General features: G+C 71.3%; 10 protein-coding genes. 5 read left to right on the top strand and 5 right to left on the bottom strand.

The genetic code is table 11. The annotated features are described in order from the left end of the window. Positions 1 to 81: 81 nt before the first annotated feature. Positions 82 to 2,508 (bottom strand): DNA helicase PcrA, encoded by a 2,427-nt coding sequence (gene pcrA, locus ACWIGI_RS08685; protein WP_454201734.1) that lies wholly within the window; start codon positions 2,506 to 2,508, stop codon positions 82 to 84. A gap of 330 nt (positions 2,509 to 2,838) precedes the next feature. Between pcrA and ACWIGI_RS08680 the strand changes: the two genes are divergently transcribed. Next, entirely contained in the window at positions 2,839 to 3,189 is a 351-nt protein-coding gene (locus ACWIGI_RS08680) for a chorismate mutase (protein ID WP_454201733.1), read from the top strand. Positions 3,190 to 3,536: 347 nt separating this feature from the next. Here the strand turns inward: ACWIGI_RS08680 and ACWIGI_RS08675 are convergent, their stop codons facing one another. Further along, complete coding sequence (locus ACWIGI_RS08675; protein WP_454201732.1) at positions 3,537 to 4,988, bottom strand: NAD-dependent succinate-semialdehyde dehydrogenase; 1,452 nt, start codon at positions 4,986 to 4,988, stop codon at positions 3,537 to 3,539. Positions 4,989 to 5,171: 183 nt separating this feature from the next. Between ACWIGI_RS08675 and pgi the strand changes: the two genes are divergently transcribed. The 3 genes from pgi to ACWIGI_RS08660 all read left to right on the top strand — a co-directional run bounded on the left by pgi (position 5,172) and on the right by ACWIGI_RS08660 (position 13,046). Then, positions 5,172 to 6,815 carry a glucose-6-phosphate isomerase gene (gene pgi, locus ACWIGI_RS08670; RefSeq protein WP_454201731.1) on the top strand — a complete coding sequence of 548 codons (1,644 nt, stop codon included), beginning with the start codon at positions 5,172 to 5,174 and terminating at the stop codon, positions 6,813 to 6,815. A 181-nt stretch (positions 6,816 to 6,996) separates the two neighbouring features. Further along, a complete protein-coding gene (locus tag ACWIGI_RS08665) occupies positions 6,997 to 9,678 on the top strand; it encodes an AAA family ATPase (protein WP_454201730.1) in 2,682 nt (893 codons plus the stop codon). Positions 9,679 to 10,250: 572 nt separating this feature from the next. Next, positions 10,251 to 13,046: a LuxR C-terminal-related transcriptional regulator gene (locus ACWIGI_RS08660; protein WP_454201729.1), complete on the top strand. Its 2,796-nt coding sequence runs from the start codon at positions 10,251 to 10,253 to the stop codon at positions 13,044 to 13,046. Positions 13,047 to 13,094: 48 nt separating this feature from the next. Here the strand turns inward: ACWIGI_RS08660 and ACWIGI_RS08655 are convergent, their stop codons facing one another. Continuing rightward, positions 13,095 to 14,486: a DUF1731 domain-containing protein gene (locus tag ACWIGI_RS08655; RefSeq protein WP_454201728.1), complete on the bottom strand. Its 1,392-nt coding sequence runs from the start codon at positions 14,484 to 14,486 to the stop codon at positions 13,095 to 13,097. 79 nt (positions 14,487 to 14,565) lie between these two features. On the opposite strand from ACWIGI_RS08655, the gene ACWIGI_RS08650 reads away from it, so the two are divergent. After that, on the top strand, positions 14,566 to 14,760 hold the full coding sequence (locus ACWIGI_RS08650; RefSeq protein ID WP_454201727.1) for a hypothetical protein: 195 nt from the start codon (positions 14,566 to 14,568) through the stop codon (positions 14,758 to 14,760). Between the two features lie 51 nt (positions 14,761 to 14,811). On the opposite strand, the gene ACWIGI_RS08645 is transcribed toward ACWIGI_RS08650, so the two are convergent. Further along, entirely contained in the window at positions 14,812 to 16,434 is a 1,623-nt protein-coding gene (locus ACWIGI_RS08645) for an acyl-CoA dehydrogenase family protein (protein WP_454201726.1), read from the bottom strand. Positions 16,435 to 16,463: 29 nt separating this feature from the next. Next, a complete protein-coding gene (locus ACWIGI_RS08640; RefSeq protein ID WP_454201725.1) occupies positions 16,464 to 17,090 on the bottom strand; it encodes a TetR/AcrR family transcriptional regulator in 627 nt (208 codons plus the stop codon). Positions 17,091 to 17,144: the final 54 nt, after the last annotated feature.

Below are 17,144 nucleotides of genomic sequence, written 5' to 3'. Positions count from 1 at the left end.
CGGGCGTACCCCGGGAGTTACCCCGATCCTCGCGAGATCAGTTGTACTGATTCGACTCCCGTGCGGGAGCGGATAACTCATTCAGAGCTTGGTGAGGGTGCGGCTGTACTGGGGGATCAGGCGGACCTTGCCGGAGGTGCCGAAGTCGATCGTCACGGTCGCCAGGGAGCCGAAGCCCTCGGCGGCGACGACCTTGCCCATGCCGTACTTGTCGTCGCTGACGCGGTCGCCGACCGCCAGGACCAGGCCGGTGTTGTTGCGCTTGCCCGCGGGGGTGCTCGACGGCGCGGGGCGGCGGTCGCCGCGGATGCCGGGGCGGGGCTCGTTCCAGCTCTCGCGGCTGGTCCAGTCGCGGTCGAAACCCGAGCTCTCCTCGCGGCGGCGCAGGCCGCGCTGGGACTGGGAGGGGGTGGGTTCGAGGCGCTGCCAGTCCAGCAGGTGCTGCGGAATCTCGTCCAGGAAGCGGGACTGCGGGTTCGATACGGGCTGGCCCCAGCCCGAGCGGATGACCGCGCGGGACAGGTACAGCCGCTGGCGGGCGCGGGTGATGCCGACGTACGCCAGCCGCCGCTCCTCGGCGAGTTCGGTCGGATCGCCCAGCGCGCGCATGTGCGGGAACTGGCCGTCCTCCCAGCCGGTGACGAAGACGACCGGGAACTCGAGCCCCTTGGCGGTGTGCAGGGTCATCATCGTGACCACGCCGGTGCCCTCGTCCGGGATCTGATCGCTGTCGGCGACCAGCGAGACCCGTTCCAGGAACGCGGCCAGTGAACCCGGCTCCGGCTCGCCCTCGGCGGGTTCGAGAATGATGCCCTCGGCGATGGACGCCTCGACGTTGTTGCGCGCCTCGGAGCTGAATTCGCGCGCGACGCTGACCAACTCGTTCAGGTTGTCCAGCCGCGCGCCGTCCTGCGGGTCGTCGGACGCCTCGAGTTCGGCGCGGTACCCCGTGCGGTCGAGCACGGCCTGGACCACGTTGCCGACATCGGGGAAGTCGAGGTTCTCCTGCACGCCCGCGGCGCGGATCTCGTCCAGCAGGTCCAGGAAGCCCGCGATGGCGCGCTGAGCGCGGGTGTTGAGCAGGGCCACCTTGTTGTCGGCGGCGTCGCGCAGGGCCTGGGCGAAACCGATGTTGCGCTGCTCGGCGTGCACGGCCACGCAGGCTTCGGCGCGATCGCCGATGCCGCGGCGGGGCGTGTTGAGCACCCGGCGCAGGCTCACCGCGTCGTCCGGGTTCTCCAGCACGCGCAGGTAGGCCACGATGTCGCGGACCTCCTTGCGCTCGTAGAACCGCACGCCGCCGACCACCTTGTAGGGCAGCCCCATGCGGATGAAGATCTCCTCCAGCGCGCGGGAGTTGTTGTTGGTGCGGTAGAAGACCGCGACGTCGTTGTAGTTGGCGTCACCCGAGTCGACCAGCCGGTCGATCTCGCGCGCCACGAACGAGGCCTCGTCGTGTTCGTTGTCCGCGACGTATCCGACGATCAGATCGCCGTCGCCCTGATCGGTCCACAGCTTCTTCTCGCGGCGGTTCTCGTTGCGCGCGATGACGGCATTGGCAGCGGTCAGGATGTGCTGGGTGGAGCGGTAGTTCTGTTCCAGCAGAATGGTTTCCGCGTCGGGGAAATCGCGCTCGAACTCCTCGATGTTGCGGATGGTCGCGCCGCGGAAGGCGTAGATGGACTGATCCGCGTCACCGACCACGACCAGCTCGCTGGGCGGCACGCGGTCCTCGGAGTCCTTCGGCAGGTGGTACCCGACCAGTTCGCGCACCAGCACGTACTGCGCGTGGTTCGTGTCCTGGTACTCGTCGACCATGATGTGCCGGAAGCGCCGCCGGTAGTACTCGGCCACCTGCGGGTGCCGCTGCAGCAGCGAGACCGTTTCGCCGATGAGGTCGTCGAAGTCCAGGGCGTTGGCCGCGCGCAGCCGGCGCTGGTACTCGCCGTAGACGCGGGCGACGAGTTTGGGGAGCTCGGTGTCGTCGGTCGCGGCGTCGGCCTCGGCCTTGTCCGGATCGATGAGCTCGTTCTTGAGGTTGGAGATGGCGGTGGCGAGCAGGCGCGGGGTGTACTTCTTGGCGTCGATCTCGAAGTCCCGGCTGACCATCGCGAGCAGCCGCCGCGAGTCGTCGGCGTCGTAGATCGAGAAGTTGGAGTTGAGCCCGCCGACCAGCCCGGCCTGGGTGCGCAGGATGCGGACGCAGCTGGAGTGGAAGGTGGACACCCACATCCCGGCCGCGCGCGGGCCGACGAGCCCGGTGACGCGTTCGCGCATCTCGGCGGCGGCCTTGTTGGTGAAGGTGATCGCCAGGATTTCGCCGGGTCGCGCGCCGCCGGCGAGAAGATAGGCGATGCGGCGGGTCAGAACGGCTGTTTTTCCGGATCCGGCGCCCGCCACGATCAGCAACGGGGAGCCGGTGTGGGTCACCGCGGCGCGCTGTTGTGGGTTCAGCCCTTCGAGCAACTGCTCGGTCTTCTGCTCGTCCTGTGCCACCGTCGTCTTCATCGCCCATCCACGCTACCGGCGGGCACCGACAGGTGAACAGTCCGGCGTCCGAGGTGTCCGATAAGTGCCGGTCCGCAGTCTTCGCACGGTGCGGTGGGCGGTCCCACAAACCCCACAAACACTCAGGAGATTCACAAATGAACCTGTTTTGGTTTGTACCTGGCACATGGCAGACTGACCCATGACCGGCGCCCAGGTGACAGCCCGCGACTGAGCCCGCCGCCGGGGGGACAATAGAGGCCCATAAGTCTGATTTTTTGGTTGTAGGACCGATCGGTAACGGGTCGGGGCCGCCCACCGATCGACGTTCTGGACCACGAGGAGTGAAGTATGAGCATCTCGACGACGGGACAATCCGAGCCTGCTACCGGGGCGGAGGCCGCCCTGCCCGCTGAGGCGTTGCCCGAGGACCTCGAGGCGACCGGGACCCTGCCCTCCGAGGCGGAGATCGACAAGCTGCGCAAGGAAATCGACAGACTCGACGCCGAGATCCTGGCCGCCATCAAACGCCGCACCGAAGTGTCGCGGATCATCGGCCGCACCCGCATGGCCAACGGCGGGCCCAAGCTCGTGCACTCGCGCGAGATGAAGGTGCTCGAGCGCTTCAGCGAGCTCGGCCAGGAAGGCCACACGCTGGCGATGCTCCTGCTCCGCCTCGGCCGCGGCCGCCTCGGCCACTGAGTTCTCTGCCTCCGCTCCGCTACGGCGGGTTCGCGGCCCCTTTGGCCCGGTTCTTCCCTCCCTCCGCTCCTCCGCTTCGCTCCCCCGCTCCACTCAGTCCAGAACCGGGCGGGCCGCGAACTGCGGGGCGGGGGCGAACGGACACGTGAAACAACCGTCGGCGACTTTTTTCGATGGGTGGTAACGCGCGGTAGGGCTCGACCCGATACAACGTGCGGTGCCGGACGACGGCCACCACACAGACCACGCGGCGCTCGTGCGAACGGGTAACGCTTTCCAGAGGCCGCCCCGGGTGTCTTACCCCGGGGCGGTTCTTCATTTCCCGGACCGCCCGCGCCTGATGTACGTCAGGGCAGGGCGATGTACTTGGTGTTCAGGTACTCCTCGATGCCCTCGAAACCACCCTCGCGGCCGAAGCCGGATTCCTTGACCCCGCCGAAGGGCGCGGCCGGATCGGAGATGACGCCGCGGTTCACCCCGACCATGCCGGTCTCGAGGCCCTCCGCGATCCGCAGCGCACGGTCCAGATTCTGGGTGAAAACGTATGCCACCAGGCCGAATTCGGTGTTGTTTGCAGCGGCCAGGCCCTCCTCCTCGGTGTCGAAACCGACGATCGGGGCGACCGGGCCGAAGACCTCCTCGCGCAGGATGCGCGCATTCGGGGGTAGGTCGGTGAGCACCGTCGCGGGGTAGAACCAGCCGGGGCCGCCGGGCGCCTTGCCGCCCAATTCGACTCGGGCGCCCGCAGCCACGGCGTCGTCGACCAGTTCGGAGACGGTGTCGAGCTGATCCTCGTTGATGAGCGGGCCGAGGGTGGTGTCCGGGTCGGTGCCGGGCCCGAGCTTGTATTCGGCCATGGCCGCCACCAGCTTTCGGGTGAACTCGGGGCGGACGGAGTTCTGCACGTGGAAGCGGTTGGCGGCGGTGCACGCCTCACCACCGTTGCGCAGTTTGGCCAGGACGGCGTTCTGGACCGCGGCGTCGATGTCGGCGTCGTCGAACACCACGAAGGGCGCGTTGCCGCCGAGTTCCATGGACGTGCGCAGCAGGCCGTGCGCGGACTGCTCAACGAGCTTCTTACCGACCGGGGTGGAGCCGGTGAAGGTGAGCTTGCGCAGGCGCGGATCGTTCAGCAGCGGCGCGGTGACGGCACTGGAACGACTGGTCGTGATGACCGACAGCACGCCGGCGGGCAGCCCGGCCTCGTGGCACAGCCGGGCCAGCAGCAGCATGGTGAGCGGGGTCTCCCCCGCCGGCTTCACGATCATCGTGCAGCCGGCCGCCAGCGCCGGGCCGATCTTGCGGGTGCCCATGGCCAGCGGGAAGTTCCACGGCGTGATGGCCAGGCACGGGCCCACCGGCTGCTTGTGCACGAGAATGCGGCCGGTGCCGCCGGGCGCGGACTGATACCGGCCGTGCACGCGGGTGGCCTCCTCGCTGAACCAGCGGAAGAACTCGGCGCCGTAGCGCACCTCGTTGCGGCTCTCGGGCAGCGCCTTGCCCATTTCCAAGGTCATGAGCAGGGCGAAATCCTCGGCCCGGGCGGTGATGGCCTCGAACACCGCGCGCAGGATCTCCCCGCGGGCGCGCGCCGGGGTGGCGGCCCAGTCGGCCTGCGCCGCGACGGCCGCGTCGAGCGCGCGGACCGCGTCTTCCGGGGTGGCGTCGGCGACCTCGAGCAGGGTCTCGCCGGTGGCCGGATCATGGACCGGGAACGTCGCACCGCCGGTGGCTTCGACCGATCCTCCTATCCAGAGCCCGGTCGGAATGGATTCGAGTAGTTCGCGCGTCGACACCATGCGAACCAGCCTAGGCGCGCCCGTACCGCCGACGGGAGGTCCGAATCGACTTCGCACCCCTCGGCGTGGCTTGTGCCCGGCGTGGTTCCGGGACGCGGCGCGCCCGGCGCGGGGCCGGGCCCGGCCCCGAGTTGGTCCGGGGTTACCTGCGCGTAGCGGTGGCGGGTTGTAATCTCGGCGGACGTGAGCAGCGACATCACCGCATCGGCGGCCTGGCGGAAACTGCACGATCATCATGCGTCCATCGCGGCCCGTCACCTCAGGGATATCTTCGCCGAGGACCCCGAGCGTGGTCGTGAGCTGACCGTGCAGGTCGCGGACCTGCGCATCGACTACTCCAAGCACCGCGTGACCCGCGAGACCCTCGATCTGCTGGTCGAATTGGCCGAGACGGCCGGGGTCGCCGCGCACCGGGACGCCATGTTCGCGGGCGAGCACATCAACGTCTCCGAGGACCGCGCGGTCGGCCACGTCGCGCTGCGCGTACCGGCCGGGCAGGTCATGGAGATCGACGGCGCGGACGCGGGCGCGCAGGTGCACGAAGTCCTCGGGCGCATGGGCGAATTCACCGACGCGGTGCGGTCGGGGCAGTGGCGCGGTGCGACCGGTGAGCGCATCACCACGGTGGTGAACATCGGCATCGGCGGCTCGGATCTGGGTCCGGCCATGGTGTACCTGGCGCTGCGGCACTACGCCGACGCGGGCATCTCGGCGCGCTTCGTCTCCAATGTCGATCCGGCGGACCTGGTTTCGAAGCTGGCGGGGCTGGATCCGGCGACCACGCTGTTCATCGTCGCGTCCAAGACCTTCTCCACCCTGGAGACGCTCACCAACGCCACCGCGGCCCGCCGCTGGCTGGTGGCGGCGCTCGGCGAGCAGGCGGTGGCGAAGCATTTCGTCGCGGTCTCCACCCACGCCCAGCGCGTCGCCGAGTTCGGTATCGATCCCGCGAACATGTTCGGCTTCTGGGACTGGGTCGGCGGCCGCTACTCGGTCGACTCGGCCATCGGGCTGTCGATCATGACGGTGATCGGCCGGGAGCGCTTCGCCGAGTTCCTCGACGGCATGCACCGGGTGGACGAGCATTTCGCGACCGCGCCCCTGGGCGAGAACGCGCCGGTGCTACTCGGCCTGCTCGGGGTCTGGTACACGAACTTCTTCGGCGCGCAGTCCCGCGCGGTGCTGCCCTATTCCAATGACCTGGCGCGCTTTCCGGCCTATCTGCAGCAGTTGACCATGGAGTCCAACGGCAAGTCCGTGCACCTGGACGGCTCACCGGTCACGACCCAGACCGGTGAGATCTTCTGGGGCGAACCGGGAACCAACGGCCAGCACGCGTTCTATCAACTGCTGCACCAGGGTACGCACCTGGTGCCCGCCGATTTCATCGGATTCGCCAGGCCCACCGACGATCTGCCCACCCTCGACGGCACCGGCAGCATGCACGACATTCTGTTCAGCAATCTCATCGCCCAGACCAAGGTGCTGGCGTTCGGCAAGACGGCCGAGGAGATCGCGGCCGAGGGCACGCCGCCGAACCTGGTGCCGCACAAGGTCATGCCCGGCAACCGGCCCTCGACCACGGTGCTGGCGCCCCAGCTCACGCCCTCGGTCCTGGGACAGCTCATCGCGCTGTACGAGCACCAGGTGTTCGTGGAGGGCGCCGTGTGGGGCATCGACAGCTTCGATCAGTGGGGCGTCGAGCTCGGCAAGGCGCAGGCCCTCGCGGTGGAGCCGCTGCTGACGAGCGCGCAAGAGCCCGAGCCGCAATCGGATTCCTCCACCGACGCGCTGATTCGCTGGTACCGCGCCGAACGCGCGAACTGACCCCGGCGCTCCGCCGCCGGCGACACGGGCCCGGCCGATCCCGCGCGATCGGCCGGGCCTGTGATGTTCGACGCCGTCGTCCCGGCAATCCCGAGTTCGGCGCACCGGCTCGCGAATTTTTGCGAATACCAATGTTCGCAAACGATTGCCGAATCTCGCCGCGGTGCATAGGTTGTCGCATGTGCTGTACGGTCGTGCCCCCGAAGTGCGGCAGATACGAACGCTGCTCGATGCCGCCGAGCAGGGTCACAGCGGTGCGCTGGCCATCACCGCCGACGCGGGCGCGGGCAAGTCCGCGCTGCTGGACCACGCCGCGGATCTCGCGGCCGGGCGGCGGGTGCTGCGCTGTTCCGGGGTGGAGAGCGAATCCGAATTGCCCTTCGCGGGTGTGCATCTGCTGCTCGGCTCCGCACTGGATCGCATCGACGGGCTGCCGGGACCGCAGCGCCGGGCGCTGGCGGGCGCCCTCGGGCTGGGCCCGGCCGACGGTGCGGACCGTTTCCTGATCGGCATCGCGACGCTGACGCTGCTGGCCGAGCTCTCGGCCGGGGAGCCGGTGTTGTGCCTGATCGACGACGCCCAGTGGCTGGATCGGCCCTCCGCGGACGTATTGCGTTTCGTGGCACGGCGACTCGGGTCCGAGGGCGTGGTCATGATCTTCGGGGCGCGCGGGGGTTTCGAGATCGGCGGGCTGCCCGAGGTCCGGCTCGGGCCGCTGGACGCGGCGGCGTCCGCCGAACTGCTTGCCGGGCACTGGCCGGGGCTCGCGATCGAACAGCGCGACCGGGTGCTGCGCGAGGCGGCCGGAAATCCGCTGGCGCTCTTGGAATTCCCGGCGATGGACGCGGAGGCCGCCGGGGCCGCGGGACCGCTGCCGCTGCCCGAGCGACTGCGGTCCGGGTATCAGCGGCAGATCGCCGAGCAGTCCGCCGACGCGCGGGCGGCGCTGCTGGTCGTGGCGGCGGAGGAAACCGGGGATCTGGGTGTGGCGCTGCGAGCGTTGGACGCCTTGGGATTCGGCGCGACGGCGCTGGCCGCGGCGGAGCGGTCGGGGATGGTCGCGATATCCGGGCGGTCCGTGTGCTTCCGGCATCCGCTGCGCCGCTCGGCGGCCTACCACGGCGCGAGTTTCACCGACCGGCTCGCCGTGCACGGCGCCCTCGCCGCGGCGCTGGCCGGCGATCCGGCGCGCGGCGCCTGGCACCTGGCCGCCGCGTGCACGGGTCAGGACGAAACCGTGGCCGCCGCACTCGAATTCGCCGCCGAACAGGCGCGGGAGCGGATCGGGCACGCGTCGGCGGCGGCCGCGCTGGAACGCGCCGCGCAGCTGACCCCGGATCCTGAGGTCCGGGCCCGCCGGTTGACGCTCGCGGTGGAGACCGCCGCGGAGGCCGGGTACACCGACCGCGCCCTGCGGCTGGCGCGCGCGGCCGAGCACGCGCCGCTGGATCCGGGGCAGCGGGCGCGGGTGCTCGCGGTCCGGGCGCTGATCGAGTTCGAGTTCGGTTCGCTGCGCCGGGCACACCGGCTGACCCTCGAGGCCGCGGATCAGGTGCTGACGCTCGATCCGCAGCGGGCGGCCTGGCACCTGGTGGAGGCGGGCCGCATCGCGTGGAACGCGGGCGACATCGCGGGCGTCCGCGCCGCGCACGAACTGCTGGCCACCGTTCCGGTCGACGCCGTGCGCATCCCGTACTCGGCGCTGCGCGGCGGTATCGCGCTGCTGGACGGTGAACTCCGCCTCGGCATCGGGCTGATCCGCGCGAACGTCGCGTTCGCGGACTCGGTGCCGCTCGACATGATCTCCCTGCGTATGGCTTTCGCGCTGCAGTCCGCGCTCGTCGGCGACATGGAGATCGCGCACGAGCAGGTGAGCGCGCTGGCCGAACTGGTCCGCGAGCGCGGCATGATCGGCTGGTACCCGGCCGTGGCCTGCACCCTGGCCACGGCCGAGCTGATCATGGGCCGGCTCTGCGACGCCGAAGTGACCGCGACGGCCGCGGTGCGGATCGCCACCGACATCGGTCAGCCGGCCCGGATCGCCGGGGCCGAGGCGGTGCTGGCGGTGCTCGCCGCGCGGCGCGGTGAGACCGAGCGCTGCCGGGAGCTGGCCGAGCGGAATCTGCGCCGGGCCACCGGCGATGTCAACGCGCTCGACGCCACGCACTGCGAATGGGCGCTGGCGCTGCTCGATCTCGGCCTGGGCCGCTACGACGAGTCGCTGGCGCGTTTCGAGGCGCTGTATCACGCGCCCGCGCAGGCTCGCGGGCACTGGATCGATCTGCTGTCCGATCTGATCGAGGCGGCGGTGCGTGCGCGCCGGCCCGAGCGCGCGGCTCGCGCGCTGGCCGAGATCGAGGACTGGGCGGCCGCGCTGGATACCCCGTGGGCCGAGGGCCTGCTGCTGCGGTGCCAGTCACTCGTCGCCGGTGACGGCGCGAGCTTCGATCGCGCCCTGAAGCTGCACGCCGAGGCCGATCGCCGGTACGACCACGCCCGCACCGCGCTGCTCTACGGCGAGTGGCTGCGCCGCGAGCGCCGCACGCAGGAGGCGCGCACGCACCTGGACGCCGCGCTGCGCACGTTCGATCGGCTGGGCGCGGTCCCGTGGGCCGAGCACGCCCGCGCGGAGTTGCGGGCCGCCGGTGCGGGCGCGCCGCCGGAGCCCGGCGACAACCTCGCCGCCCTGCTCACTCCCCAGGAACTGCAGGTGACCCGCCTGGCCGCCGCCGGCGCGACGAACAAGGAGATCGCGGCCCAGCTGCTCCTGAGCCCGAAAACCGTTGGCCACCACCTGTACCGGGCGTTCCCCAAGCTGGGGGTGAGCAACCGCGTGGAGCTCGCCCACCTGTCCCTGGGCTGAGTCCGGATGTGCTTCCACGGCGAGAGAACCGACCTCGCGGGTCGGCTCACGTTCGCCGAATCTCGCAGGCGCGCCGCAGCCGAACTCGGCGAAGGCCACCGCAGCTCCGGTGGGCATATCGAACGACCGGCTCGGACCGCAGCGCACAGGGCGGCGCGACCCCGTCACGACTCGTCCCGACCTCGGACCGCCGGGCCGGGGCCTCATCCCGGGCTGGCCCGAACATCGCAAGGCACAACACGATACGACCGGTGCGAGTACTGCCCTCGTGCACCTGGGCTGCGGCGGAAAACCCGGTGCGAGTACGCACCTCACGTCCCGAAACTCTGCGGTGGAGTTGGCTCACGCGGGGAGGCTGATGCGAATTCGCACGCGCACAGGGACAACGAATGTCCCGACGCGCCTGCCGAACTCACACTGCGCGGGGCGACGAAGGCGGAAGCAGCCAGCGATCCCGGGTGTTCGTCATTCCGAGTGCGGTTTCGCCGTGGGGTCACCACATCGAAACCGACGTCCACACGGGGGATCTCGGCCGGGCGCGAGGTCCCGGTTCACACCCGGAGGGTGAGTTGATGCTGTACGGCCGGAGTGACGCGGAACGGGTGATCGGGGAGTTGCTGGCGGCGGGCGCCGGGGGGCGGAGCGGGGCGGCGGCGGTGATCGCGGGGGCGGGTGAGGGGAAGTCGGCGCTGCTCGGCCAGGCGCGCGGCTGGGTCTCCCCCGGCGCATCGGGGTGGGCCGGAGGACGGGGTGGGGGCGCCGCCGAGACCGGCGTGCCCGCCGGGGAATGGCGAGTATTGCGGATCACCGGACTACAGAGTGGGGGCGAGATCGCGTTCTCCGGATTGCGGGGGCTGTTGCAGCCTGTGCTGGAACACATCTCGGCGCTGCCCGCGCCGCAGCGGGCGGCGCTGGGCGCGGCGCTGAGCTTGGCGGCGGCCGAGCCCCCGGAGCGCTTCCTGGTCGGGCTGGCGGTGCTGTCGCTGCTGGCCGAGACGTCCACGCGGGGGCCGGTGCTGTGCTCGATCGACGACGCGCAGTGGCTCGACCGGCCCTCGGTGGACGCGCTGCTGTTCACCGCGCGGCGGCTCGGAAACGAGGGCGTGGTCATGCTTTTCGCGGGGCGACCGGAGTTCGAGGCGGCGGGTCTGCCGGTGGTGACGCTGCCGCCGCTCGACGCCAACGCCGCGCGCGCTCTGCTCGCGGAGCGGATTCCAGGCCTGGCCATGGAAATTCGTGAACGCGTGGTCGCCGAGTCGGCGGGCAATCCATTGGCCCTGCTGGAATTGCCGGGCATGAACGCGGATTCACCGGTCGCCGGTCCGCTGGCGCTGCCCGAACGCCTGCGGGCGGGCTTCGGCGGACAGATCGCGCGACTGGCGGAGGGCACCCGGTTCGCACTGGTGGTCGCGGCCGCCGAGCACGGCGGCGACCCGGGGGTGATTCTGGGGGCGCTGCGCGAATTGGGTTCGGGCCCGGGCGCGCTGGCGGCGGCCGAGCGCACCGGCATGATCGTGGTGACCGCGCGCGCCGTGCGCTTCCGCCATCCGCTGATCCGGGCGGCGGCGTACCGAACGGCCACCGCCGACGAGCGGGTCGCGGTGCACGGCGCCCTCGCGCGAACCCTGGCCGCGGAGCCGGAGCGGGCGGTATGGCATCGCGCGGCGGCCGCGAGCGGGCCCGACGAAACCGTCGCCGCGGCCCTGGAAGTCACCGCCGAGAGCGCCCGCGGGCGTACCGGACACGGTGCGGCCGCCACCGCGTGGGAGCGGGCCGCGCGCCTGACCCCCGATCCGGTCCAGCGGGCGCGCCGGCTGGTGCACGCGGTCGAGAACGCCGCCGACGCCGGTCAATTCACCCGCGCGTGCGTGCTCGCCCGGCAGGCCCGGGAATCGACGCGCAGTCCGGCGCATCGCGCCCGCCTGGCGGGGGTGCTCGCGCATATCGAGTTCGAGCACGGTTCGCCGGCGACCGCGCACGGGCTGCTGTGCACCGGCGCGCAGGAGGCGGCCGCCGCGGATCCGGCGCTGGCGGCGGCCATGCTCTTCGACGCGGGCCGGATGGCCTGGGTCCTGGGCGATCTCGGCGCGTTCCGCGATTCGCGCGCGGCCCTGGCCGCGCTGCCGCCGAGCCCGGACAGCGAGCGGTTCCTGCTGTCGTACGACGGCATCCTCGCGCTCTACGGCCCCGATCCGGCGGCGGGCATCCGCCTGATCCGTGGCAATGCCACAGCGCCACAGGATATTCGGCACCACTCCCCCCAGGTTCAGTTCGTGCTCGCCACACAGAACCTGATCATCGGCGATCTCGAAACCACCCGCGAGATCCTCGCCGATCTCGCCGAGTCCTGCCGCTCGCGCGGCCTGCTCGGCTGGCTCGCCCTGGCCGAATTGTGGCAGGGCACGGTGGAGTTCCTGCTCGGCCACTTCCGCGAGGCGGAGCTCCTGACCGTAGAAGGCAGACGCCTCGCCGAGCACATAGATCAGCCGATCCGGATAGTGCACGCCGACTCCAACCTGGCCCTGCTGGCCGCGGTACGCGGTGCGGGCGTGGACGACCCGGTGTTCGGGCCGGTCGAAGACCGCCCGGCGGGCAGCGCGAATGTCAACCGACCAGGGCACGGTACAGGCGACGACAACCAGGCGGGACCGAGTCCCTTCCACCGCGCGCACTTCGACTGGGCCCGGGCATTGGCGGACATGGGCGCGGAACGGTACGGGGACGCGCTGGACCGCATGGAAGCGCTCGGCGAGATTCCGACCCGGCGGCACGCGCAGTGGCTGCCGATGCTAGCGGACCGGATCGAAGCCGCCGTGCGCCTGGGCCGGCGCGAACGCGCCGACCGGCCGCTCGCCGAGCTGCGGCTGTGGGCCGACGCCCTCGAAGCGCCGTGGGCGACGGCACTGCTGCTGCGCGCCACGGCACTGCTGGCGGACGATGCCGCCGCCTTCGTCCGCGCGCTGGAACTGCACGCCGCCCAGGGCCGCCATTTCGATCGCGCCCGCACCGGGCTGCTCTACGGCGAGTCGTTGCGCCGGGAACGCCGAACCACCGAGGCCCGGGCCGAATTGCGCGACGCGCTACGGACTTTCGAGCGCCTGGGCGCCGAGGTGTGGGCGCGCCGAGCCCGCGCCGAACTACGGGCGGCCGGGGTCGGCACGCTCCCCGAGCCGCAACCGGGCTTGACCGCCCGCCTCACCCCGCAGGAGCTCCAGGTGGTCCGGCTCGCGGCCACGGGCGCGACCAATCGCGAGATCGGCGCACGCCTGTTCGTGAGCCCGAAGACCGTCGGCCACCACCTGTCCCGCTCGTTCCGCAAGCTGGGCGTGGCCGGCCGCAGGGATCTCGCCCGACTCGAATTGCACTGACAGCACGCGATTTTCACCGCAGGCCACCCAATACCCCGGCCCCGGTCTCTACTTCGACCGAGTCGGCAGCAGATCGCTCAGCGCCTCGTCGAGAGTCGGGAAGTGGAAGCGGAACCCGGCCCGCCGCAACACCTCCGAGGTGGCGTGGCGGCCGGTGAGGCCGAGGGCGGGGTCGGTGCGCAGGAACACCGCGCCCACGGCCAGGACCGGCGCGGGCGTCGGGGGCGACCAGGGGCGGCGTACGTGGCGGCGCAGGGTGGCCATGAGATCGCGGTTGCGGACCGGGAAGTCGTTGGCGGCCACCACTATTCCGTTCGGGAGGGTGACCTCCGGGTCCAGCCCCAGGGCCGCGCGCACGATCGCGAGCCAGTCCCGGCGGTGGATCCAGCTGAACCACTGCCTGCCCGAGCCGACACTGCCGCCCAGGCCGAGGGTGGCCAGCCGGACGAGCATGCGCAGCGCGGGCGCGTCCGGATCCAGCACGATCGAGGTGCGCAGGACCGTCCGGTGCGCGGCGTTGGCGCCGTCGAACGCCCGCTCCCACGGTTCGGCGACGCCGGTCATCTGCGGCAGGCCGGGTACGGGCAGCGGAGTCGTTTCGGTGCACCGGGTTTCGCCCGCGTCGGACCAGATGGCTGTGGTGCTGGCCTGCACCCAGTAGTCGATCGGCCGGTCCAGCGCCGCGGCCGCGGTCACCAGCGCCCGCGTGGAATCGACTCGGCTGTCCCGGAGTTCGGCGATGTTGCGCGGTGTCGGCCGCACGTCGACGAGCTTGCCCGCCAGGTTGACCACGGCGACCGGGCCCGGATTCCGCAGCGCGGCAGTCCATTCGCCGTCGCCGCGCCCGTCCCATTCGTACTGCTCGTACGGCAGCTCCGGCACCCGGCGGCGGGTCAGGATGCGAACCCGCTGCCCCCGGCAGGTGAGGTCGGCGGCCAGCGCGCGGCCCAGCGCGCCGGTGCCGCCCGCGATGACGACGGTGAGCGCGTCAGCGGCGGGTTCGAGACCGGCCAGCAGTGCCAGGCGCGTGAAACCGGTGTGCGCGTCGGTCTGCAGCAGTGTGCCGACCACGGCCCGCGCGAGCGGGGCGGACACCCCGCCGAAGGTGAGCTGCTGGCGCAGTTCGGTGCCCCCGTCCCGCGGGGTCAGCGTCCACCGCATGCGCATGACGCCGGCGGGTTCGGGCTGCTCGATGGTGATTTCGCGCTCCGGAACGAAGGTCGCGAGCGTGAAGGGTTTCGCGAATTTGCCGTGTACGGCCTCGTTCGCCCGCCCGCGCGGCAGGTAGTCACCTGTCGCGCCGACGGCCGGTGCGGCGTGCATTCGCACCGCGGTGACGGCCGGGTTCCATTCGGGCCACCGGCCCGGGTCCCCGAGCACCGCCCAGAGCCGCTGCGGCCGGAGGGCGATCCACTGGCTGTACGTCGTTGTACGAGGCATACCGCAACGCTATTACCGCTGTCCCCGGGTGGGAAGCGTGTCCTGGATCGCACCGGGCGCACCGGGCTAGGCTGCGCTCATGACCGACTCGAATCTGCCGCGGGGCATCGGAAACCCGGCGACCAGGGCCTTCGCCCTGATCGGCTTCACCCGCCTGGAACAGTTCTCCGGCGCCTCCGAGGCCGAGCTGCTGGCCCTGCACGGGGTGGGGCCCAAGGCCATTCGCGTCCTGCGGGAAACCCTGGCCGAGGCCGGCCTGCCGCCCATGGCATGATCCGGCCACAGTGAACCCGCGCCGCTTCCGGGAACCGGCGCGGGTCCGGCGTCAGTCGACGAAGGCGCGCTCGAGAATCGCCGCGGTGTCCACCCCGGCGGGCAGGGTGCCGAACGCGATGCCCCAGTCGCCGCCGAAACGCGTGGCGCAGAAGGCATCCGCGACCGCGGGGTGGCCGTACCGCACCAGCTGCGCGCCCTGCAGCACCAGCGCCATCAACTCGACCACGCGCCGCGCCCGGTACTCGATGTCGGCCAGATCGGTGAGTTCCTTGCCGATCCGGTCGATGGCGTTGTCCAGGTGCGCGTTCGCGCCGCGCGCCTGCGACACCTCGGTGAAGTACGCCTCGACGGTCTCGGGCTGGCGCCCCATGGCGCGCAGCGCGTCCAGGGCCGCCACGTTGCCCGAGCCCTCCCAGATGGACATGAGCGGGGCCTCGCGGTACAGCCGCGGCATGCCGGATTCCTCGACGTATCCGTTGCCGCCCAGGCATTCCAGGGCTTCGGCGGCGTGCACGGGCGCGCGCTTGCACACCCAGTACTTGGTGACCGCCAGGGCGATGCGGCGCAGGTTCGCCTCCGCCGGATCGGTCGCGGCCCGGTCGGTGGCCCCGGCCAGGCGCATCATGACGGTCGTCGCGGCGTCGGATTCGATCACCAGGTCGGCCAGCACGTTGCGCATGGCGGGCTGGTCGATGAGGTTGGCCCCGAACGCCTTTCGATGCCGGGCGTGATGCACCGCGTGCACCAGGCCCGCGCGCATGCCGGTGGCGGAGCCTATGACGCAGTCCAGGCGGGTCATGTTGACCATCTCGATGATGGTCTTCACGCCCGCGCCCTCCGCGCCGACCAGCCAGCCCACCGCGTTCTCGTACTCGATCTCCGAGGAGGCGTTGGACTTGTTGCCCAGTTTGTCCTTGAGCCGTTGCAGGCGAAGGGCATTGAGCGATCCGTCCGGCAGCACGCGGGGCAGCAGGAAGCAGGACAGCCCGCCGGGCGCCTGGGCCAGGGTCAGGAACATGTCCGACATGGGCGCCGAGGTGAACCACTTGTGGCCGACCACCCGGTAGGTGCCGTCGGCCTGCGGCGTGGCGACGGTGGTGTTGGCCCGCACGTCGGAGCCGCCCTGCTTCTCGGTCATCGACATGCCCGCGATGAGACCGGCTTTGGACGCGGGGTCGCGCAGCCCGTAGTCGTACACGCGCGAGGCGAGCAGCGGTTCGAAGGTCGCGGACAGTTCGGGGTTGTGCCGCAGCGCGGGAATCACCGCGTAGGTCATGGAGATCGGGCACATGTGGCCGGCGTCGGCGATGCCCCAGGTGTAGAACTTGGCCGCGCGCGCCACGTGCGCGCCGGGGCGCGGATCCTGCCACGGCGAACCGTGCAGCCCGTGCTCCACCGCGACCCGCATCAGATCGTGCCAGTGCGGGTGGAAGTCGACCTCGTCGATCCGGTTGCCGTAGCGATCGTGGGTCCGCAGCACCGGCGGGTAGTCGTTGGCCAGGCGCCCCCACTCCTGCGCCCGCGCGCCGCCGGCCAGCGCGCCGAGGGTGCGCACCTCGTCCTCGGCCCAGCCGGCGCCCTCGCGGTGCAGGCCCTCCAGCAGCGCGGGATTGCGAGAGTTGTCGAAGGGCACCAGATTCGGGACCTGGTTGAACACTTCATGCGTCTGCATGCGGGACTCCTTGTTCGGTTTCCGTGCGTTCACCGGGCGGGGACACCGAGTGCGCGCAATGCGAAGGCGACGAGTTCGGGCACCACCGACTCGCTCTCGAGTTCTTCGGCCAGCGGCCCGACCAGCACTTCGCCGATCGCCCCGACCAGGGCGGTGGCGCTGGTCCGCGCGTCCTGGGGCGGAAGCTGACCGGTGGCGACGCCGTCGGCGATGGCGGATTCGAAGGTTTCGGCGAACGCCCGCCGGAAGCGCAGGCGTTCGGCGTCGACGGCGGCGTCCACCGGTTCGGCCAGCAGCACGTAGGCCAGCCTGGGGTTCTTGAGGGCGCGACCGGCGAAGGTCTCGACCGCGGCGGTGACCCGGTCACGGGCGAACCCGCCGGCCGCGGTGGGCTCGGCGGGTTCGGTGCCGCCCGCGACGGCGACCGCCGCGACCTCCCGGGTGACGACCTCGCGGAAGACCGCCGTCACCAGTTCGGCCTTGCCGCTGAAGCTCTTGTAGACCGTGCCGGTGGCGACCCCGGCCTCGGCGGCGACGGCCGCGACCGAGAGCCCGGCGTAGCCGTCGCGGGACAGGACGGTCATGGCGGCCCGCACGATCGATCCGGCCTGGGCATCGAGGCGGGCCTGGACTGCGGGTGTTCTGCGGTAGGCCACACAAGAAGTGAACCATTGATTCATTTCTTGACGCAAGGGCGGATTTACGGCGTA

This window comes from Nocardia sp. NPDC055321 (assembly GCF_053645575.1).
Note: the sequence above shows the minus strand (reverse complement) of the source record. Positions and strands in the feature narration are given on the sequence as shown.